Genomic DNA, 20743 nt, shown 5'->3' with positions numbered 1-20743 from the left:
CTGATGAGGTCGTCCCCGTTTCTCTCACCCTCAAGCGGCACGCCGATCGTGGCGCCCTTCTTCGATCTCCTCGACGATCTTGGCGACGAAGGCGTCGAGATCATCGGGCGATCGGGAGGTAACGATGCCATGATCGCAGACGACCTTTGCATCGACCCACTGCGCGCCGGCATTTTCAACGTCCTTGCGGATCGAGGCATAGGACGTCGCCTTGCGCCCTTTCAAAGCGTCGGCTTCGACAAGGAGCCACGGGGCATGGCAGATGGCTGCCACCACCATGCCAGACTGCACGAAATCGGTGACGACGCGCATCGCATCGGGGTCCTTCCTCAACAGGTCAGGGTTGATTTGCCCGCCGGGCAGCACAAGAGCATCGAAGTCGCGAACGAAAACGTCCTTCGCCGTCAGGTCGACATCGACGGTGTCGCCCCAATCGCCTTTGTCCCAACTCTTGATGGCACGTTTTTCCAGCGATGCGATCGTCACTTTGGCGCCGCGTTTTGACAGTTCGTCGCGCGGCAAACGCAGCTCCGAACGCTCGTAGCCGTCGGTTGCGAGAATGAGAATTCTGGCGGTGTCGATCGATGGCATGGCCAAGTCCTTTCTCGGTTTGTGAGCCCGGAGGAAAAACCGGCTGCGGATGGAATGGTTCCCTCACGGGGATTTGCCGGGAGCAAGCGAAGGTTGCTTGGATGCTACGCCCCTTCGGCAAACGCCTTCACGGTGTCAGCAACCAGAACACCACTCCGCAAAGAAGGATGAAAAGGGCGATCAACCTGGCGAAGCGCTGCATGCCGTGGGTCGTGTCCTCGCCAAGGATAGAGTTCCAAAGCGAGCCGCCGGTGGCATCGACGTCGGCGGTTGATGCCAATGCGGGCTCCGATCTTGCCGCACTGTAATCGTGAGGACGCGGCTGGCGGTTCACCGTTGTCGCTTCATCAACATAGATCCCGGCGCTGACAATTTGTCCATCGCCTGCATCGGCCACCTGGGCTTCGCGCAACACCCGATCGTCCGGCTCTGGCCGGCCCAAGAGCGCATCGAGCCAGGCACGGCGCGCCTGGGATGCCGCCGCGTGGCGTGGCCATTGCGCGGTTGGCAACAGCATTGCGGAAGAGCGTCTGCTTCTCGGATGACGGAGTGACATCTTGAGGCCTCCCGTAACAACAATACACCGGAAGCGCGTTTGTTCCATCACACTTCAGACCGGTGTTTGGAAACGCAAGGTAGCGCACCGAGCGGCCAACGTCTCGAGACCTCGGCACTGATTATCGGCCGACGACCGGCAGTACCTGCCGCCACCGCCCTATCTCCTGGGAGAGCCCTGAAATAGAAAAGGCGCTCGACCCTTGACGGGGAGCGCCCTTTCTTGACCCGGACAACGTCAAACGCGCGGGCATAGCCGCTGCAGGACGCCATCGATACGGGTAGTGATGACCTAAATAGTCATGGCCCCCGGCTTTTCAAGATCCAATCGTCGTTATCCCGGAAATTGTTTGGTCCGCCTGGTCAACATGGGTTTGCTGGCATGTTCCCGTAGAGACCTTTCCTCTCGCCATCCCATCATACCGCATTGCAGAGCCGCAACTGCGCTGGCCACTCAGGATGGCACAACCGCCTCTGTCAGCTTGAGCCGACGCCAGTCGCTCGGTGCCATGCCGGTGCGCAAACGGAAGAATCGGGAGAAATAGGCGGCATCCCTCAGACCGATCTCATAGGCGATATCCTCAAGCGAGCGCACGGTGAAGAGCAGCAGGCGTTTGGCCTCAAGCAGCCGGCGCTCGTTGATCAGTTCCTTCACCGGCATTCCGAACGCCGCATTGCTGGCCTTGGCCAGCAGATGCGGGGTGGTCGCGAGCACATCGGTGTAGCGCCCTACACTCCAGTTCTCACGGAAATGCGCGTCGATCATACGACGCAACTGCGTCGCGAGCATCACGTCGGGCGACTGCGATGGTGACGGCGCCAACGAGGCAAGGCGGGCGATCTGCGTCAGGATCGCCGATGCGAGCGATGCCATCATCGACTGGGTGCCGAAAGCGCCTGTCCCGTACTCTTCCGCAATCATGTCCATCAGCTGCGACAGGCGCTGCCATTGCCTGTCGTCCCTCGTGCCAGCAACCATGATCGGCGCATCGATCGCCAGGACTGTTCTCTCCCGGGCAGACAGCATCAGGCCGTCGGCAATCGAAATGACGATGGCGTCGCTTTCCAGTGGTTCGACAGAGAACCCATGCACGATGCCGCTCGGAACAGAGCTGACGGCCGGCGCGGAAAAGTCCAATACCTTGTCTTCGATGAAATATGTTCCACGGCCGCGGAACCAATAGGTCACCTGGGCAAGTTGATCATGCTTGTGGGCCTTGACCTGCCCTTGATGAAGCCCACGCCGGGCCATCACCGTTTCGACGTGAAAGAACCCGGGTTCGAGCTGTTGTTCCGGTTCTCCGTAGACAAAGAAACTTGGAATGCCGTCGGCCATGAACCACCCGAAAAAGTACAAGTCATTTTGTCATTCTGTCCATGGCGGCCTCGACAATCAATGCCTAGTCTTGACGAAACTCAAGGAGGAGAACCATGAGAGCTGAGGACTTTCGCGCCGACAAGGCGCGCCCTTTTACCGGAGCCGAATACCTCGAAAGCCTGCGTGACGGTCGCGAGGTCTATATCAACGGCGAGCGCATCGCCGATGTGACCACGCATCCGGCCATGCGCAATTCCGCGCGATCGCTGGCAAGGCTCTATGATGCCCTCCACGTCCCCACGAAGAAGGATATCCTGACCTCGCCAACCGACACGGGTTCCGGTGGCTACACGCACAAATATTTCCGTGTCGCCCGATCGTCTACCGACCTCGTTGCCCAGCAGGGCGCCATCGCCGAATGGGCGCGCATGTCCTATGGCTGGATGGGGCGCACGGCCGATTACAAGGCGGCGCTGATGAACACGCTTGGCGCCAACGCCGCGTGGTACGGCCCCTTCAAGGACAATGCGCTCGCCTGGCACAGCCGCGCCCAGGAAGCGGCGCTGTTCATGAACCATGCGATCGTCAACCCGCCCATCGACCGGCACAAACCGGCCGATGCGGTCAAGGACGTCTTCGTTCATATCACCAAGGAAACGGATGCCGGCATCTATGTCTCCGGCGCCAAGGTGGTGGCGACCTCGTCGGCACTGACGCACTACAATTTCCTTGCCCAGAGTTCGGCGACGGTGACCGAGGATCCGTCGCTCTCGGTGATGTTCATCGTCCCGATGAATGCGCCGGGCATCAAGATGTTCTGCCGCGTTTCCTACGAGCAGACGGCCAACACGGTCGGGCACCCCTTCGACTACCCCCTGTCGTCGCGGTTCGACGAAAACGATGCCATCCTGGTGCTCGACAACGTCTTCGTGCCCTGGGAAGACGTGCTTGTTTTGCGCGATGCCGCCAAGATCCTTTCGTTTCATCCGGCATCGGGTTTCATGCACGGCTATTGCTTCCAGGGTTGCACTCGCTTTGCCGTCAAGCTCGACTTCCTTGCCGGCCTGCTTGCCAAGGCGCTTCGGGCAACCGGCGGCGACGCCTTCCGCGGTAACCAGGCAGCGCTTGGCGAGGTCATCGCGCTCCGGCACATGTTCTGGAGTTTTTCCAATGCCATGGCCTACAACCCGATTCCCTGGGCGGATGGCGCCGTTCTGCCCAATCTCGAGGCTGCACTTTCCTATCGGACCTTCATGTCGGAGGCCTATCCGCGGGTGGTCGATACCATTCGCCGGGTCGTCGCCTCTGGCCTCATCTACCTGCCGTCGTCGGCCAGGGATTTCGGCAATGGCGAGATCGACCGTTACCTCGCGCAATATGTCCGCGGCTCCAACGACATGGGCCATGTCGAGCGCATCAAGATCATGAAGCTACTCTGGGATGCGACCGGCACCGAGTTTGGCGGGCGCCATGCGCTTTATGAGCTCAACTATGCCGGCGCCCCTGAAGAAGTCCGGCTACAGGTGCTGAAGGGCGCCGAACGCGGCGGACGGCTGAAGGAAATGGAAGCGCTCGTCGACACCTGCATGAGCGACTACGACCAGCATGGCTGGACCGGCGACACCTGGCTGCCGCCGCTTTGTGCCGAAGCGCCAATCCGCAATGCGGCCGAGTGAGGCAGTCACCATGGAAACGGTTGTCTCCAAGACCGAATTTCGCAACGCGATGGCGCGCGTCTGCGCACCCGTCAATGTCGTCACCACCAACGGACCCGCCGGGCGCGGCGGGTTTACGGCGACGGCAATGTGCTCGGTCACCGACGATCCGCCGAGCCTGCTCGTCTGCATGAACCGCAACTCGACGCAATGCGGCCTGTTCATCGAGAACCGGCGCTTCTGCGTCAACGTGCTCAGCCACGACCACACCGAGCTTGCCGGGCATTTCGCCGGCGCGACCCAGGACATGGCGGCGCGCTACGCCGCCGCCGACTGGGTGGAAATGAAATCGGGAAGTCTCGCCGTGAAGGATGCGATCGTCTCGCTCGATTGTGAGCTGGCGGAAGCGAGATTGCTCGGCACCCACCACATCCTGGTCGGCCGGGTCGTCGGCATAAGGTCGCGCAGCGACGGCAACGCGCTTCTCTACTTCGACCGCAACTACGTGCACGTGCCAACACAGCTCGGAAGCTTCGGCGGATAGGATACCGAAGGGTAGAAACGAAACCGGCCGGAGTTCAACTCCGGCCCGTGAAGCATGATGACAAAGCTTGAGAATGCCTGTCTGCCGGGAGGCTCGTCCAGTTCTCCCTCATTCCGGCCTTGTGCCGGAATCCGAACTGACATCCGTCAGGTCAAAAGACCTTTCAGCCCAAGGACTTGGACTGGCTAGATTCCTGTGACAGGCACAGGAATGAGGGCGAACCCGGCTAACGCTGAGGCAATTCCTGGTATTGACTCTGTCAGCAGTCTGACGGGCCGGAGTTGAACTCCGGCCCGTTTTGTTTTGATGGCGTTTGCCTGTCGCGCTTAGAGCTGGATCCAGGCGGTCTTGAGGTCGGTGTATTTGTCGAGCGCATGCAGCGACTTGTCGTGGCCATTGCCCGATTGCTTCACCCCGCCAAGCGGCACCGTATTGTCGGCGCCACCATAGGTGTTGACGTGGACGACGCCGGCCCGGATGGAGCGCACCATGCGATGCGCCCGCGACAGGTTCGCCGTCCAGACGGCCGACGCAAGCCCGTATTCGGTTCCGTTGGCGATGCGGAGCGCGTCAGTCTCGTCATCGAAGGGAATGATCGACAGGATCGGCCCGAAGACCTCCTCTTTGGCGAGTGTCATGCCGGGCTCGACGTCGAAGACCGTCGGCTGCATGTAGAAGCCGCCCGTCTGTTCAAGGATACGCTTGCCGCCGACCCTCAGTCGCGCGCCTTCGTTTATCGCCTGCTCGGCGAAACCGAGGTTTTTTTCGAGCTGGATTTGGCTGGCGATCGCGCCGGCTTCCGTCGACAGCATCAGAGGATCGCCCACCTTTATGTTTGCCGCGATCGCGGCAACCTTCTCGGCGAAGGCTTCGTGGATCGACCGCTCCACCAGCAGGCGCGAGCCGGCGACACAGACCTGGCCGGAGTTGCGGAAGATGCCATAGGCAGACACCTTGACCGCCTGGTCCAAATCCGGCGTATCGGCAAAGACGATGTTCGGCGACTTGCCACCCAGTTCCAGGTAGACGCGTTTGAGATTGGAGCGTGCGGAATATTCCAGCAGTCGACGCCCGACGCCGCCCGAACCGGTGAAAGCGAGCACGTCGATTTCGGCATGGAGACCGATCGCCTCGCCGGTCATGGCGCCCCTGCCCGTCACGACGTTCAGAACGCCCTCGGGTAGCCCGGCCTCGGCACAGAGTTCAGCCAGCCGCAGCAGGGTCAGCGACGCGCCCTCGGCCGGCTTCAGGATGACCGAATTGCCGGCCGCAAGCGCTGGCGCGATCTTCCAGGCGCCGATCATCAGCGGAAAATTCCAGGGAACGATGGCGGCGACGACGCCGACCGGCTCGCGATGGATGAGGCCGAGCACGTTGCCAGCGGTCGGCGCGATCTCGCCATAGATCTTGTCGATCGCCTCGGCATAGTAGCGAAAGGTGCCAGCGGCACTGCCGGGCTCCGCTTTCAGCGCCATCGAAATCTCGGTACCATTGTCGCGCACGCCGAGAACGGCAAGCTCGAGCGCGTTTTTCTCGATGAGTTCGGCGACGCGCAGAAGCACTTTCTTGCGCTCCGCCGGTGCGGCCCTCGACCACGTGCCTTTTTCGAAGGCCGCCCGGGCGGCAAGCGCAGCGGCATCGACGTCGTCGACATCGGCATCGGCGATGGTCGTCAGCCGCGTCCCGTCGATCGGCGAGATGACATCGAGCGTCCTGCCGGACCGGGCCTCGCGCCAATTGCCGCCAATGAAGAGCTTTTGCGGCGGCACCAGATCGTAGCGCAACTGGTCGATTTTTTCCTGCATGTTTCCCGTTCCATTTGTCAGGCGAAGGGGCGGCCGATTGCTCGGCCGCCCCTATCGGATCAGATCTCCTGGCCGGCGCCAAGCCGGGCAAATTCGAGCGGTCGGCCCGATTTGAGCATCGCCGCCAGCGCAAGTCCGATGACGCCGGCAATCACGACAAGTCCGGGCAGGAAGACGGCGAGCAAGCCCGTCGCTCCGGCGAGATCACCGAAGTTGATTGTTATGGCGATGATCACCGCAATCAGGATGACGCCTGTCACGACCGGGATGATCTTGGTCACGAGCGTATTCGATTCCAGCCCCGGATTGCGGTTGAAGAAGGCGACGATGGCAAAGGCGGTAAAGGCCATCAGCACCATGACGGCGAGCGTGCCGACATTGGTGAGCCACGAGAACAGCGCCAGCACCGGATCCTGTCCCGTTGCTGCAAACAGCGCAACGACGAGCGCTGCAGTGATCGTCTGGATGACCGAACCGGCATGCGGGCTATGATAGACCGGATGGGTGACGCCAACGGACGCCGGCAGCAGGCGCTCACGACCGGCCACATAGAGATACCGGGCGACACCATTGTGAAACGCCAGCACGCCGGCAAACAGGCTGGTGACGAAGAGTACATTCATGATCGGCGGCAGCCAGCCGCCGGCATAGCGCTCCGCCAGGCCGAAGAGGAAGGTCGTCGGGTCGGCCAAACCCTGCAGTTCCGGCACCAGCTCGTCGGCACCGGCCGCATTCACCATCAGCCAGGATGTCAGCATGTAGAACACGCCGATGATCAGCACGGAGATATAGGTCGCACGCGGCACGGTTCTGTGGGGATCGCGGGCTTCCTCGCTGTAGATCGTCGTCGCTTCGAAGCCGATGAAGGCTGCAAAGCAGAACAGGATGCCGATCGAGGGAGACCCGGACATGAGGGCCGAAGGCGTGAAGGACGTCATCGTCAGACCGCTGTCGCCGCCCTTGGCGATGATCGCCACGTCGATGGCCAGCACGACGAGATATTCGAGAATGACCAGCACGGTCAGCACCTTCGCCGACAGGTCGACACGGCGGTAACCGAGAACGCCGACGATGGCGATACCGATAAAGGTCCAGACCCACCAGGGCAGGTCGATACCGAGGCCGGCAAAGAGGCCTGCGGTTGCGGCACCGAACAGGCCGAAGACGCCGATCTGCATGGCGTTGTAGGCAAGGATCGCGATCATCGCCGCAGCACCGCCCATCAACCCACCCAGCCCTTGCGCGGTATAGGCGTAGAAGGCGCCGGCGTTGCGGATATGCCGCGCCATGGCCACGTAGCCGATCGAAAACATCAAAAGGATCAGCGTGACCAGCAGAAACGTGCCGGGAATGCCGGCGCCGTTACCGAGCAGCATTGCCAGCGGCACGCCGCCGGCAACCGCCGTCAGCGGCGCTGCGGCCGATACCACGAGAAATGTGACGGCACCGACCCCGAGCGCATTCTTGCGCAGCTGGTTCGCGCCGGTTACGGGCGACGATTGATTGTCCATAGCTTCTTAGCTCCCCTTTTTTTTGCACTATTTGCCTTTGCCTCAGGTCCATCTCTCCAAAGGCATCCTCCGCGAAGCTGCTGCGGACCGCGTTGCTTTTTGTTCTTGGCCGCGCGCAATATTCGGTTCAATATTCAAACCGTTGCTTCAAATATAGACTTGCAAATGGCACGGCAACCTGTCAAGTTATTTCGCATGTTAAGTATCTCTGCCGGATAAAGACACGATACGGGCGGTTAAACCGCCCGGAAATCAGGGGAACAGGCATCGGGATCACTTGCGGCGGCGCTCGGCGACGGAGGACTGGATGAGCACCATCGGTAAGGCACTGACCCTCTTGGACGCGATCTCGCGGCTGGACAAAGAAGTGGGCTTGAGCGACATCGCCAGGCATTGCGCGCTCGACAAGGCGACGGCGCGGCGCTTTCTCGTCGAGCTTGAAAGACATGGATTCGTCGAACAGGATCCGGACACCAAGCGTTATCGCATCGGCGGCGCGCCGGTCCGGCTTGCCCGCATTCGGGAAGCGCGCTTTCCCTTTCTCAAGCTCGCGATTCCGTTTGTAAAAGAGCTTGCCAACGCATCAGGCGAGACCGTGCATCTCTCGGAATTCGTCGCCGGCCGACTGTCGACCGTTCACGTGGAAGATTCGCCGCGGGCGCACCGGGTTATCGTCGATGTCGGAAGCGCGCTGCCCTTCCATGCGACCGCCTCCGGCCACGCCTTCCTCGCCTTCTGCCCGCCAAAACAGGTCGAGGATATCTTGTCGGGGCCGCTTGAAGCCTTCACCGACAACACGATCACGTCGAGAACGGAGCTTCGCCGTCTGCTCGCGGAGACCGCCCAACGCGGCTATTCCATCAGCCAGCAGGGGCTTGAGAGCGGGGTCATCAGCGTCGCCGCCCCCATCCGCGCGCCGAACAGCATGCCGATCGGCGCGATCGCTGTCGCGGCACCGCAGGTGCGCGCAAATGCCGATACGATCGCTGAACTCGGGCCGGCAACGGCAGCGATCGCCAAACGCATCTCTGAGAAATTCTTTGGGTTGGAGCAGGCGACTGCCAATCCGCTGGCAAGGAGGGCCGGCTGATGAATGCGATGAACCGTCTACCCAATATCCTCGTCGTGGGAACGGGAGACACGAAATGCGAAGAGTTGCAATTCATGGCGTCGGTCATCCGCGAGGCAGGCGGCCTGCCTGTCATGATGGACGTCAGCATTCTCGGTGACCCACCCTATGCACCGGAATATTCGCGCCACGATATCGCCGAGGCGGCCGGCACGTCGATTACAGCGATTGCCGCGAGCGGCGACGAAAACAGCGCGATGGCGCTGATGGCCAAGGGTGCCGCAACCCTTGCCCGCACTCTCCACGATGCGGGGCAGGCCGATGGCGTCATCATCCTCGGCGGTTCGATGGGCACCGATCTGGCGCTCGATGTTGCGGCAGCCCTGCCGCTCGGCGTGCCGAAATTCGTCGTCTCGACAATCGCCTATTCGCATCTGCTGCCGCCCGAGCGCATCGCGCCTGATCTGATGATGATCCTGTGGGCCGGGGGGCTTTACGGGCTCAACGGCATTTGCCGGTCGGTGCTTTCGCAGGCCTGTGGCGCCGTGGTCGGGGCCGCGCGTTTCGGCACCAGGCCGGACAAGGATCGTCCGCTGATCGGCATGACCTCGCTCGGGTCAAGCTGCCTCAAATACATGAAATACCTGAAGCCCGAGCTGGAACGACGCGGCTATGACGTCGCGGTGTTTCACGCGACCGGCATGGGCGGCCGCGCCTTCGAGGCGATTGCCGCACAAAACGGCTTCACCGCCGTCTTCGACTTCTGCATCCAGGAGGTCAGCAACCATCACCATGGCACCGTCGTCACCTCCGGTCCCGATCGCCTGGAAAATGCCGGACGCGCCGGAATTCCGCAACTCGTTGCGCCGGGAGCAGTCGACATGGTCGACCTGCCCGCCTGGCAGGCGCTGCCCGCTGCTTTCGCGGATCGGCCTTACCATGCCCACAACCGGCTGCTCGGTTCGGTGACGACATCTCCGGAAGGCCGGCGCGAGATCGCGCGCATCATCGGCGGCAAACTCGCCGACACGAGCGCCGAAGTCGCTTTCATCCTGCCGCTCAAGGGCATTCAGGAATGGGACAAGCCGGAAGAGCCGCTGCACGAACCGGAGGCACTCGACGCCTTTATCGACGAGATGCGCCGCGCCGTGCCGCCATCCGTCAGCCTTCACGAAATCGACAGCCACATCAACGCACCTGAGTTCTCCGCGATGGCGCTCGCCATCTTCGACGACTGGATCGCCCGCGGTGTCATCCCCGGAGGCCGCCCGTGACGGACCGGGCCCTCATCCTCGACTTCGGCGGCGTCGTCACCCGCACCCTGTTTGAAACCCACGACGTCACCGAGCGCGCGCTCGGCCTTGCCCCAGGCAGCCTGACCTGGCGGGGACCGTTCGACACGGCGTCCGATCCGCTCTGGGTCTCGATGCAAAAACGCGAAATCACCGAACGCGACTACTGGATGGAGCGCACACGTGAGGTCGGGCTCCTCGTCGGCGAAGACTGGAGGGATATGAAGACCTTCGTCCAGCGCGCCCGCGGCGCCGAGCCGGAGCTGGTGCTGCGCCCGGAAGCGCGCCATGCGATCCTGCGGGCGCAGAATGCCGGCATCAGGCTCGCCATTCTCTCCAACGAACTCGACCTCTTCTACGGCGTGGAGTTTCGCAAACGTTTCCCGCTGATCGAGCTTTTCGACGTCATCGTCGATGCCACCTACACCGGAATATTGAAGCCGGATCCACAGGCCTACGAACTCGTGCTTTCCGAACTCGGCCTGCCGCGAGAGGCCTGTGTCTTCGTCGACGACCAGAAGAAGAACATCGAGGGCGCCGAGGCAGTGTCTCTTCCCAATGTGCATTTCGATGTCACCAGACCCGCAGAAAGCTACGCCAGAGCCCTCCGGATGCTCGGCATTTGAACTGACCAGGAGCAAGACATGCGCGAAACCAACTTCCTCATCGAGAACAACGCCCGCCACCTCTGGCACCCGATGGCGCACCCCGCCGAAATGCACGCAACGCCGCCGCGCATCATCAATGCCGGCGAGGGCGTGGAGATCGTCGACATCCACGGCAAGAAGGTACTCGATGCGGTCGGCGGCCTGTGGAACGTCAATCTCGGCTATTCCTGCGAGCCGGTGAAAAAGGCGATCCGCGACCAGCTCGACGAGCTGCCCTATTATTCGACGTTCCGCGGTACCACCAATTCGCCGCTGATCGAGCTTTCCTACGAACTCGCCGAATGGTTCAAGGAGGATGGCCTCAGCCGCTCGTTCTTCACCTCGGGCGGATCGGATTCGGTCGAGACCTGCCTTCGTCTCGCCCGCCAGTACCACAAGCTCAACGGCCAGCCGGAACGCACAAAATTCGTCGCGCTGAAGAAGGGCTATCACGGCACCCATTTCGGCGGCGCTTCGGTCAACGGCAATTCCAATTTCCGCCGCAACTACGAGCCGCTGCTGCCGGGCGTCTATCACCTTCCCGCGCCCTATACCTACCGCAACCCGTTCGCGACCACGGACGGCGCCGAGATCGCCCAGGGCATTGCCCGCCTGTTCGAGGACGAGATCGCCTTCCAGGGCGCCGACACCATCGCCGCGCTGATCATGGAGCCGGTGCTCGGTGCCGGCGGCGTGATCGTTCCGCACGAAACCTTCATGCCGCTGATGCGAGAAATCTGCGACCGTCACGGCATTCTGTTGATCGCCGACGAGGTGATCACCGCCTTCGGCCGCACCGGCGCCTGGACCGGTTCGCGCCTCTGGGGCGTCAAGCCGGACCTGATGTCGACCGCCAAGGCGATCACCAACGGCTATTACCCCTTCGGTGCGGTGATGATCTCGGACAAGGTTGCCGAGGCTTTCGAAAGCAATAAAACAGCAGCCGGATCGATCGGCCATGGCTACACCTATTCCGGTCACCCGGTCGGCGCGGCTGCAGCCCTTGCCACGCTCAAAGAAACGAAACGCCTCGATGTCGCGGCCAATGCCGGCGCGCGCGGCGATGAGCTGATCGCCGGTCTGCTGGCATTGAAGGCCAGCCACGAGATCATCGGCGATGTGCGCGGCAAGGGTCTGATGTGCGCGCTCGAGCTGGTGTCGGACCGCGAGAAAAAGTCGCCGGCTGCCAAGGACGTGGTGCAGAAGGTCCAGGATGTGGCCTATGAGGCCGGCGTCATGGTCCGCACATCCGGCCCGAACGTGATCATGTCGCCGCCGCTCGTGATCACCGCCGCGGATGTCACGCGCATTCTTTCGGCTCTCGATGCAGGCCTGAGCGCTGCCGAGGGCAAGTAACATGAGCGATACGGCAGCCCTGCTGGCACGCCGCGAACGGCTGCTCGGCAAAAACATGTCGCTGTTTTACAGCGACCCGGTCCATATCATCAGGGGAGAAGGCGTCTGGCTCTTTGACGCCGACGGCAGACGCTATCTCGACTGCTACAACAATGTGCCGCATGTCGGCCATTGCCATCCGCGCGTGGTCGAGGCGATTACCCGGCAGGCATCGACGCTGAACACCCACACGCGCTACCTGCATGAGGGGATTCTCGACTATGTCGAGCGGTTGACGGCGACCTTCGATGACGGCCTCGACACGGCAATCCTCACCTGCACCGGCAGCGAGGCCAACGACATTGCACTGCGCATGGCCCAGGCCGTCACCGGCAAGACCGGGGTCATCGCAACCGACCACACCTATCATGGCAACACCGCTGCCGTTTCGCAGCTTTCCACCCGGATGCCGCCGGTCGGCGGCTTCGGCGGCCATGTGCGCCACGTGCCGGCACCCGACAGCTACCGGCCGCTCGGCGGTGTTTCCGGCGAAGCCTTTTCGATCGCGTTTGCCGCCGAGGTGGAAAAGGCGATCGCCGATCTGCAGGAAAGCCCGTTTGGCTTTTCCGCCCTGATCATCGACCCGTTCTTCGCCAATGAAGGTTTTCCCGATCTGCCGTCGGGCTTCCTTGACGCGACGGTTGCTGCAGTGCGGAAAGCCGGTGGCGTCGTGATTGCCGACGAAGTGCAACCCGGCTTCGGCCGCACGGGCGAGCATATGTGGGGCCACCAGAAGGCCGGCATCGTTCCCGATATCGTCACGCTCGGCAAGCCGATGGGCAACGGCCACCCGATCGGTGGCGTCGTTGCCGGCAGCGATACGTTGAATGCGTTCCGCAAGGCCTTCCGCTACTTCAACACCTTCGGCGGCAATCCCGTGTCCTGCGCCGCGGCGATGGCGGTGCTCGACGTCATCGACGACGAAAAGCTCATCGACAACGCCTGCGAGATCGGCGCCTATGCCAAGGCCGGCATCGACAGGCTCAGCCACAAGCACGACATCATCGGTGACGTGCGCGGCAGCGGATTGTTTTTTGGAGCGGAGCTTGTGCTCGATCGGGACAAAAAGACCCCGGCCGCCGACCTCGCCACCAAGGTTATCAACGACATGCGCGAGCGTGGCGTGCTGATGGGCAAGCTCGGCATTCATCAATGCGCGACGAAGATCCGCCCACCCATGCCGTTCTCGAAGGAGAACGCCGATCTGATGCTGTCCACCCTCGACGACGTTTTGTCGGGCTTGTGAGCGGACCATGGCCGAGCATCTGCCGCGACGTCTGCTGGAAGGACTTGAGGCCCGGGCGCAGAAGGCTATCGCCCATTGGGGACTTGAGAACGCGAAGCCGACGTTGCTGAAATATCGCGAGAACGCCGTCTTCCGCGTTACGCTTGCCGATGGCGAACCGGCAGCGCTCAGACTGCACCGTCCCGGTTATCACGACGAGTCCGCGTTACGCTCGGAGCTCCAATGGATGACGGCGCTGCGCGACGGCGGCCTTGCGGTGCCGAGCGCGATCGCGGCACTGGACGGCCGCCTTCTCGTGCGTCTCGCCCCGACCGACGATTCCGCCGGTCAGCATGCCGATATTGTCAGCTGGATGCATGGTGCTCCGCTTGGTGAAAGCGGCGTGCCGCTGGCGTATGGCGCTGAGCGGCAGGCGGTCATTTTTCATGCGCTTGGTGCCTTGATGGCCGACATGCACAATCTTGCCGATCGCTGGTCGGTGCCAACCGGCTTCAAACGTGCGTCGTGGGATGCCGAAGGTCTGCTCGGCGAAAGACCGGTTTGGGGACGCTTCTGGGATTGCCAGGGCCTGTCAGACGAACAGAAGCTTGGCCTTGCTGGATTGCGCGACCGGCTGCGACCCATCCTCGAACGAATGTCCGCTGGCGGGCATGATTACGGCCTGATCCATGCCGACCTGGTGCGCGAGAATGTGCTGGTGAGAGATGACGGCGTGGCCTTCATCGATTTCGACGATGCGGGTTTCGGCTTCCGGCTGTTCGATATCGCGACGGCGCTTTTGAAGAATCGCACCGAACCGAACTATGAGGCGATCGAAAGATCATTGGTCGGGGGATATCGGAGCAAGCGGCCGCTGAGCGATGCGGCGCTTTCGACCCTGCCGATTTTCATGACGCTTCGGAGCCTGACCTATATCGGTTGGTTTGCCGCGCGGCCCGAGCTTCCCGGCGCTAAAGCCCGCATCAAACGTTACGCAGATGAGAGCTTGCGCCTGGCGCAAACGCTACCGGTTCCCGCATGAGGTCGGAAAACACCTGCTCAGTCGCCGAGCGTTGCGAGTTCGTCCAGCATGTCGAGCAGCACTTCGACGCGCTCGTGGCCGTAACGCGCCTCGAGCTGATCATAGATCGCCCGGCTTTCCGGGCTGACATCGGCAATGACCCGCATGCCGGCGGGCGCTATCTCGAGCAGCACACGACGGCCGTCATCGGCGTCCTTGTGCTTGGTGATCAGCCCACGCTCCTCGAGCGAGCGGATGATGCGCGTGAGGCTCGGCGCCAGGATGAAAGCCTTGTCGGCCATTTCGGAGGCATCGACCTTGCCGGATTCGGCAAGAATCCGAATGACGCGCCATTGCTGCTCGGTGATTTCGTGACGTGCCAGCATCGGCCGAAAATGCCCCATCACCGCCTCGCGCGCGCGCAGGAGCGCAATCGGCAGCGACCGACGCGTATTGTGGGGAAGAAGGGCGTCCGGCCCAAGTTCGGTGGGGTTTTTCGCACGGCTCATGCCCGATCTATGGGCGATTTTTCGCCTTTTCGCAATTGCTGGCGAAAGTCCGGAGACAGCGAAAGTCGCTTGACACGGAACGACATATTGTTAACATGTTAATTAATAAATCGAAAGGCACTGGGGACGGAAATGCCGCACTTCACGATCGAACATTCCGCCAATCTCGACGAACACGTCGACTTCGATCGCCTGTGCCGCACGATCCACAAGACGATCCTCGACACCGGCCTTTTCGAAATCGGCGCCGTCCGCGTTCGTACCGTCCGCAGCATCCATTATGCCATTGCCGATCTCATGCCAGAGAACAGCTTCATCGACATGTCGTTCCGCATCGGCCTTGGTCGCTCTGACTCCGAAAAGCAGGCGACCGGCAAGGCCATCTTCGACGCCGTCACACAAGAACTCGCCGACCTTTTCGCCACGCCCCATTTCGCCCTCAGCCTGGAGATCCGCGAGATCGATCCTGACCTTAGCTGGAAGAAGAACGCGATCCACCCGCGCCTTCGCCAGAAGGGCAACTGACACCGGCAAAAGACGGCACGACATTTCTGCGCCCGCACGAGCGGCAGCGCACCACGATTGGAGAATGACATGTCCAGACTCGACGAGAACATCGCAAAGGCGGAAGCCTATCTCGCCCGCTTCCGCACGCACGGGGTCTTGAACCACATCAATGGCCAAGCCGTACCGGCGCTGGATGGCGACAGCTTCGAGACGATTTCTCCCGTCGACCTGAAGACGCTTGCCACCGTTTCGCGCGGCAAGGCCGCCGACATCGACCGCGCCGCCCGCGCCGCCAAGGAGGCTTTCCCGGCCTGGGCCGCCATGCCGGGCGACGCCCGCAAGAAGCTTCTGCACAAGATCGCCGACGCCATCGTCGCGCGCGCCGAAGAGATCGCCTTCGTCGAATGCATGGATACGGGACAGTCGCTGAAGTTCATGGCCAAGGCCGCGCTGCGTGGCGCGGAGAACTTTCGCTTCTTTGCCGATCGCGCACCTGAGGCCCGCGACGGCAAGGTGCTTCGCGCCGATAACCAGATCAACATGACCACGCGCGTGCCGATCGGTCCGGTCGGCATCATCACGCCGTGGAACACGCCGTTCATGCTGTCGACGTGGAAGATCGCGCCGGCGCTCGCCGCCGGCTGCACCATCGTCCACAAGCCGGCCGAGTTCTCGCCGCTGACCGCCCGCCTGCTTGTCGAGATTGCCGAGGAAGCCGGCCTTCCCAAGGGTGTCTGGAACCTCGTCAACGGTTTCGGCGAGGACGCCGGCAGGGCGCTCACCGAGCATCCCGCCATCAAGGCCATCGGCTTCGTCGGCGAAAGCCGCACTGGCTCGCTGATCATGAAGCAGGGCGCCGACACGCTGAAGCGGGTGCATTTCGAACTCGGCGGCAAGAACCCCGTCGTCGTCTTTGCCGATGCCGATCTGGAGCGCGCCGCCGATGCTGCGGTCTTCATGATCTATTCGCTGAACGGTGAACGCTGCACCTCCTCTTCCCGCCTGCTGGTCGAGGACAGCATCTACAACAGCTTTACCGCTCTGGTGGCCGAAAAAGCCAGGCGCATCAGGATCGGCCATCCGCTCGATCCGGAAACCGTCGTCGGGCCGCTGATCCACCCGGAGCACGAAAAGAAGGTGCTCGACTATATCGGCATCGGCCAGAAGGAAGGTGCGACGATTGCCGCCGGCGGCGCGAAATTCGAAGGCCCTGGTGGCGGCTGCTACGTCCAGCCGACGCTCTTTACCGGCGCTAACAATTCCATGCGGATCGCGCAGGAGGAAATCTTCGGGCCGGTCCTGACCGCCATTCCGTTTAGGGATGAGGCCGAGGCGCTGGCGCTCGCCAATGACGTTCAATACGGGCTCACCGGCTATCTCTGGACCTCCGACGTCACACGCGCTTTCCGCTTCACCGATCATCTCGAGGCCGGGATGATCTGGGTCAATTCGGAGAATGTCCGCCATCTGCTGACGCCCTTCGGCGGCGTCAAAAGCTCCGGCATCGGCCGCGACGGCGGCGACTGGTCGTTCGATTTTTACATGGAAACCAAGAACATCGCGTTTGCCAGTTCGGCGCATGCGATCGCCAAGCTCGGCGGCTGAGCGCGAGACACAACCGCGCCGCCCAAACCTGGAGGAGACAACATGCCCATACCGAAACCGAACCTCTACCCGCCCTTCAACATCGTGCGGCTGAGCCATGTCGAGCTCGCCGTTACCGATCTCGCCAAGTCGCGCGCCTTCTATGTCGACGTCCTGGGGCTGCAGGTGACCGACGAGACTGCCGACACGATCTACCTGCGCGCCATGGAAGAGCGCGGGCATCACTGCATCGTGCTGAAGAAGGCGGCAACCGCCGAGGCCCGTGACCTCGGCTTCAAGGTCTTTGGCGATGAGGACCTCGATAAGGCGGCGCATTTCTTCCGGCAGAAGGCGCTGCCGGTCGAATGGATCGAGCGCCCTTATCAGTCGCGCACTTTCCGCACCCGCGATCAGCAGGGCATTCCACTCGAATTCTATTCGAAGATGGACCGCCTGCCGCCGATCCATCAGAAATACGCGCTCTATCGCGGCGTGAAGCCGCTGCGCATCGACCACTTCAACTGCTTCTCGCCCAATGTCGACGACGCCGTCGCCTTCTACAACGAGATCGGCTTCCGGGTTACCGAATACACGGCCGACGAAGAGACCGGCCGTCTCTGGGCGGCCTGGACCCACCGCAAGGGCGGCGTGCACGACATCGCCTTTACCAATGGTCGCGGCCCGCGTCTGCATCATACTGCCTTCTGGGTGCCGACGCCGCTCAACATCATCGACCTGCTCGACCTGATGTCGACCTCCGGCTGGCTCGCCAATATCGAGCGCGGTCCCGGCCGTCACGGCATTTCCAATGCCTTCTTCCTCTATGTCCGCGATCCCGACAACCACCGCATCGAGATCTATTGCTCGGACTACCAGACTGTCGATCCGGATCTCGAGCCGATCAAATGGGATCTCAAGGACCCGCAGCGCCAGACGCTCTGGGGCGCCCCGGCGCCACGCTCCTGGTTCGAGGAAGGCAGCCAGTTTGCCGGCGCCGAGACGGTAGAGTCGGCGTTGAAGGCGCAACCTATCATCGCCCCGTAAATCGGGGCATGAAAGGTCGGACGCCGGCACAAGAGGACCGGCACCCAATGGTGTGAGGGGAGGAACGGAATGGACGAGAAGACTTTCGGGGAGTGGTCGCTGAAGGCGGCGGAATGGGGATCGGCCTATCGCGCGTCGTTGCGCGACAGGCCCGTTCGCGCCCAGACGGCACCCGGCGCAATCTCCGCCCAGATCCCGAGCAAACCGCCCCAGACCGGCGAGGACATGGCGGCGATCTTCGAGGATTTCGAAAACATCATCCTGCCGGGCATGACCCACTGGCAGCACCCGCGCTTCTTTGCCTATTTCCCCGCCAACGCCGCCCCCGTCTCCGTCATCGCTGAATATCTGGTGACGGCGATGGCTGCCCAATGCATGCTATGGCAGACCTCCCCCGCTGCAACCGAGCTTGAAACCAAGGTACTCGACTGGTTGCGCCAGGCGATCGGCCTTCCCGGCGGATTTTCCGGCGTCATCCAGGACTCGGCCTCCTCCGCCACACTGTCAGCCGTGCTCGTCATGCGTGAGCGCGCCTTGAACTGGAAAGGCAACAGCCAGGGCCTGAGCGCGCACGCTCCCTTGCGCATCTACTCCTCGGACCAGGTCCACACCTCGATCGACAGGGCGATCTGGGTGTCGGGCATCGGCGAGGAAAACCTCGTGCGCATACCGGCGACCGGGTCGCTGCAGGGCATGGACGTCGAAGCACTCGAAGTGGCAATTCTGCGGGACAAGAACGCGGGCCTCCTGCCAGCCGGCGTCATCGCCTGCACCGGCGGCACCAGCACCGGTGCCTGCGATGATATCGCCGAAGTCCTGCGCGTCGCCCACAAGCACGGCCTCTACGTCCATGTCGATGCGGCATGGGCGGGATCGGCGATGATCTGCGAAGAATTCCGCTCGCTCTGGGCTGGCGTCGAAGCGGCGGATTCGGTCGTCTTCAACCCGCACAAATGGCTGGGCGCCCAGTTCGACTGCTCCGCCCATTTCATCCGCAATCCTGATGATCTCGTCCGAACGCTGGCGATCCAGCCGGAGTATCTGAAGACCCACGGCCGCGACGGCATCATCAATTATTCCGAATGGACCATCCCACTCGGGAGGCGCTTCCGCGCCCTGAAGCTGTGGTTCCTGCTGCGCTTCCACGGGCTGGATGGTTTGAAGACGATGATCCGCAACCATGTCTCTTGGGCGAGCCGGCTTGCCGAGCGCCTTGGCGCAAACGAAAACTTCGAAATCGTCACGGCCCCGCGCTTCTCGCTGTTTTCGTTCCGCCATCGCGGCGGCGCCGACAGCGACGCCCACAACATCGCGCTCGTCAACGCGATCAACGACGATGGCCGGATCTACCTGACCCAGACACGGGTCGACGGCCGCGTCGCCATCCGCTTCCAGGCGGGCCAATTCGACATGACCGAGGACGATGCCGATGTCGCCTTCGACGTCATAACCGAGGTCGCGGCGGGGGGGTCAAACCGGTGATAGGCGGCATCCGGCACGCAAGCCACGTGGTTGCGATCCCGGATTACAGCACCGAAGCATTCAATGAGATCGAACATGTCTGCCCGTCGGCATCACCCGAACGGGACGGAGGATTGAAATGACATTTGCGAAATTCGCGACCTTTTCCGCGGCCGGCGGCCAGGGATATGGGCTTGTTACCGATCACGGCATCGTCGATCTATCTCGGCGCTACGGCTCGAAATGGCCGACGCTGCGCGAAGTCATCGCAGACGGCGCCTTGACCAGGCTTGCCGACGAAGCCGCCGCCCTCGCCCCGGATTGGTCACTCGCCGATATCCGCTTCGAAATCCCGATTCCCGCACCGGAAAAGATCATCTGCGTCGGCGTCAATTTTCCCGACCGCAACGAAGAGTACCGGGATGGCCAGGTAGCACCCTCCAACCCGTCGCTGTTCATTCGTTTCCCGCGCTCTTTCACCGGCCACGATCAGCCGCTGATCCGCCCGCCCGAAAGCCCGCAGCTCGACTACGAGGGCGAGATCGTCATCGTCATCGGCAAGGGCGGCCGGCGCATTCCCGAAGCCTCGGCGCTCGACCATATCGCGGCACTGTCGCTCTCTAACGAAGGCACGATCCGCGACTGGGTGCGACACGCCAAGTTCAACGTCACCCAGGGCAAGAACTTCGACCGCACGGGCTCAATCGGGCCATGGCTGGTTCCCTTCACCGACGAAGCGCAGCTGGCCGATATCAAGCTGGAGACCCGCGTCAACGGTGAACTCCGTCAGCAGGACCGCACCAGCCGGATGATCTTCTCCTTCCGCAAGATCATCAACTACGTCTCGACCTTCACGACGCTGGTGCCCGGCGACGTGATCGTGACGGGAACGCCGACCGGTGCCGGCGCCCGCTTCGACCCGCCGATCTGGCTGAAACCCGGGGACGTCGTCGAGGTCGAGGCCGATGGCATCGGCCTGCTTCGCAACCCGATTGCCGATGAGGCCTGAA

At 62.4% G+C, this 20743-nt stretch carries 19 protein-coding genes; 13 read left to right on the top strand and 6 right to left on the bottom strand.

The features are described 5' to 3' along the window. Positions 1 to 30: 30 nt before the first annotated feature. The 3 genes from AC244_RS23695 to AC244_RS23685 form a co-directional block, all read right to left on the bottom strand. Positions 31 to 591 (bottom strand): type 1 glutamine amidotransferase domain-containing protein, encoded by a 561-nt coding sequence (locus AC244_RS23695; RefSeq protein WP_053251280.1) that lies wholly within the window; start codon positions 589 to 591, stop codon positions 31 to 33. Between the two features lie 127 nt (positions 592 to 718). After that, positions 719 to 1108 (bottom strand): hypothetical protein, encoded by a 390-nt coding sequence (locus AC244_RS23690; protein ID WP_053251279.1) that lies wholly within the window; start codon positions 1106 to 1108, stop codon positions 719 to 721. A 492-nt stretch (positions 1109 to 1600) separates the two neighbouring features. Next, positions 1601 to 2482, bottom strand: a complete 882-nt coding sequence (locus AC244_RS23685) for a helix-turn-helix domain-containing protein (RefSeq protein ID WP_053251333.1) — start codon at positions 2480 to 2482, stop codon at positions 1601 to 1603. Positions 2483 to 2577: 95 nt separating this feature from the next. Between AC244_RS23685 and AC244_RS23680 the strand changes: the two genes are divergently transcribed. Continuing rightward, positions 2578 to 4140, top strand: a complete 1563-nt coding sequence (locus tag AC244_RS23680) for a 4-hydroxyphenylacetate 3-hydroxylase N-terminal domain-containing protein (RefSeq protein ID WP_053251278.1) — start codon at positions 2578 to 2580, stop codon at positions 4138 to 4140. 10 nt (positions 4141 to 4150) lie between these two features. Continuing rightward, positions 4151 to 4663 (top strand): flavin reductase, encoded by a 513-nt coding sequence (locus AC244_RS23675; protein ID WP_053251277.1) that lies wholly within the window; start codon positions 4151 to 4153, stop codon positions 4661 to 4663. 326 nt (positions 4664 to 4989) lie between these two features. Here the strand turns inward: AC244_RS23675 and AC244_RS23670 are convergent, their stop codons facing one another. After that, on the bottom strand, positions 4990 to 6468 hold the full coding sequence (locus tag AC244_RS23670) for an aldehyde dehydrogenase (protein WP_053251276.1): 1479 nt from the start codon (positions 6466 to 6468) through the stop codon (positions 4990 to 4992). A gap of 59 nt (positions 6469 to 6527) precedes the next feature. Beyond that, the gene (locus tag AC244_RS23665) at positions 6528 to 7979 is read right to left on the bottom strand and encodes an APC family permease (RefSeq protein WP_053251275.1); all 1452 of its coding nucleotides are present in this window, start codon (positions 7977 to 7979) and stop codon (positions 6528 to 6530) included. A gap of 307 nt (positions 7980 to 8286) precedes the next feature. Between AC244_RS23665 and AC244_RS23660 the strand changes: the two genes are divergently transcribed. The 6 genes from AC244_RS23660 to AC244_RS23635 are packed head-to-tail and all read left to right on the top strand — an operon-like array spanning position 8287 to position 14649. After that, on the top strand, positions 8287 to 9069 hold the full coding sequence (locus AC244_RS23660) for an IclR family transcriptional regulator (protein ID WP_053251274.1): 783 nt from the start codon (positions 8287 to 8289) through the stop codon (positions 9067 to 9069). Next, a complete protein-coding gene (locus AC244_RS23655; RefSeq protein ID WP_053251273.1) occupies positions 9069 to 10322 on the top strand; it encodes a Tm-1-like ATP-binding domain-containing protein in 1254 nt (417 codons plus the stop codon). Before AC244_RS23660 ends, AC244_RS23655 begins: the two co-directional genes overlap by 1 nt. Continuing rightward, entirely contained in the window at positions 10319 to 10966 is a 648-nt protein-coding gene (locus tag AC244_RS23650) for an HAD family hydrolase (RefSeq protein WP_053251272.1), read from the top strand. Before AC244_RS23655 ends, AC244_RS23650 begins: the two co-directional genes overlap by 4 nt. Before the next feature lie 18 nt (positions 10967 to 10984). Then, positions 10985 to 12343 (top strand): aspartate aminotransferase family protein, encoded by a 1359-nt coding sequence (locus tag AC244_RS23645; RefSeq protein WP_053251271.1) that lies wholly within the window; start codon positions 10985 to 10987, stop codon positions 12341 to 12343. A 1-nt stretch (position 12344) separates the two neighbouring features. After that, positions 12345 to 13628, top strand: a complete 1284-nt coding sequence (locus AC244_RS23640; RefSeq protein WP_053251270.1) for an aspartate aminotransferase family protein — start codon at positions 12345 to 12347, stop codon at positions 13626 to 13628. Positions 13629 to 13635: 7 nt separating this feature from the next. Then, positions 13636 to 14649 carry a phosphotransferase enzyme family protein gene (locus AC244_RS23635; RefSeq protein ID WP_053251269.1) on the top strand — a complete coding sequence of 338 codons (1014 nt, stop codon included), beginning with the start codon at positions 13636 to 13638 and terminating at the stop codon, positions 14647 to 14649. A gap of 17 nt (positions 14650 to 14666) precedes the next feature. Here the strand turns inward: AC244_RS23635 and hpaR are convergent, their stop codons facing one another. Beyond that, positions 14667 to 15137 (bottom strand): homoprotocatechuate degradation operon regulator HpaR, encoded by a 471-nt coding sequence (gene hpaR / locus AC244_RS23630; protein WP_053251268.1) that lies wholly within the window; start codon positions 15135 to 15137, stop codon positions 14667 to 14669. A 132-nt stretch (positions 15138 to 15269) separates the two neighbouring features. On the opposite strand from hpaR, the gene AC244_RS23625 reads away from it, so the two are divergent. The 5 genes from AC244_RS23625 to AC244_RS23605 all read left to right on the top strand — a co-directional run bounded on the left by AC244_RS23625 (position 15270) and on the right by AC244_RS23605 (position 20742). Beyond that, on the top strand, positions 15270 to 15662 hold the full coding sequence (locus AC244_RS23625) for a 5-carboxymethyl-2-hydroxymuconate Delta-isomerase (RefSeq protein WP_053251267.1): 393 nt from the start codon (positions 15270 to 15272) through the stop codon (positions 15660 to 15662). Positions 15663 to 15731: 69 nt separating this feature from the next. Continuing rightward, on the top strand, positions 15732 to 17249 hold the full coding sequence (gene hpaE, locus AC244_RS23620) for a 5-carboxymethyl-2-hydroxymuconate semialdehyde dehydrogenase (protein ID WP_053251266.1): 1518 nt from the start codon (positions 15732 to 15734) through the stop codon (positions 17247 to 17249). Positions 17250 to 17291: 42 nt separating this feature from the next. Further along, positions 17292 to 18272: a 3,4-dihydroxyphenylacetate 2,3-dioxygenase gene (gene hpaD / locus AC244_RS23615; RefSeq protein ID WP_053251265.1), complete on the top strand. Its 981-nt coding sequence runs from the start codon at positions 17292 to 17294 to the stop codon at positions 18270 to 18272. 69 nt (positions 18273 to 18341) lie between these two features. Continuing rightward, the gene (locus AC244_RS23610) at positions 18342 to 19754 is read left to right on the top strand and encodes a pyridoxal phosphate-dependent decarboxylase family protein (protein ID WP_053251264.1); all 1413 of its coding nucleotides are present in this window, start codon (positions 18342 to 18344) and stop codon (positions 19752 to 19754) included. 118 nt (positions 19755 to 19872) lie between these two features. Next, positions 19873 to 20742, top strand: a complete 870-nt coding sequence (locus AC244_RS23605) for a fumarylacetoacetate hydrolase family protein (protein WP_053251263.1) — start codon at positions 19873 to 19875, stop codon at positions 20740 to 20742. The last annotated feature ends 1 nt before the right edge of the window (position 20743 follow it).

Origin of the sequence: Ensifer adhaerens (assembly GCF_001270265.1) — a bacterium.
GTDB lineage: Bacteria > Pseudomonadota > Alphaproteobacteria > Rhizobiales > Rhizobiaceae > Ensifer > Ensifer adhaerens_B.
This window is presented reverse-complemented; position numbering and strand designations above follow the sequence as displayed.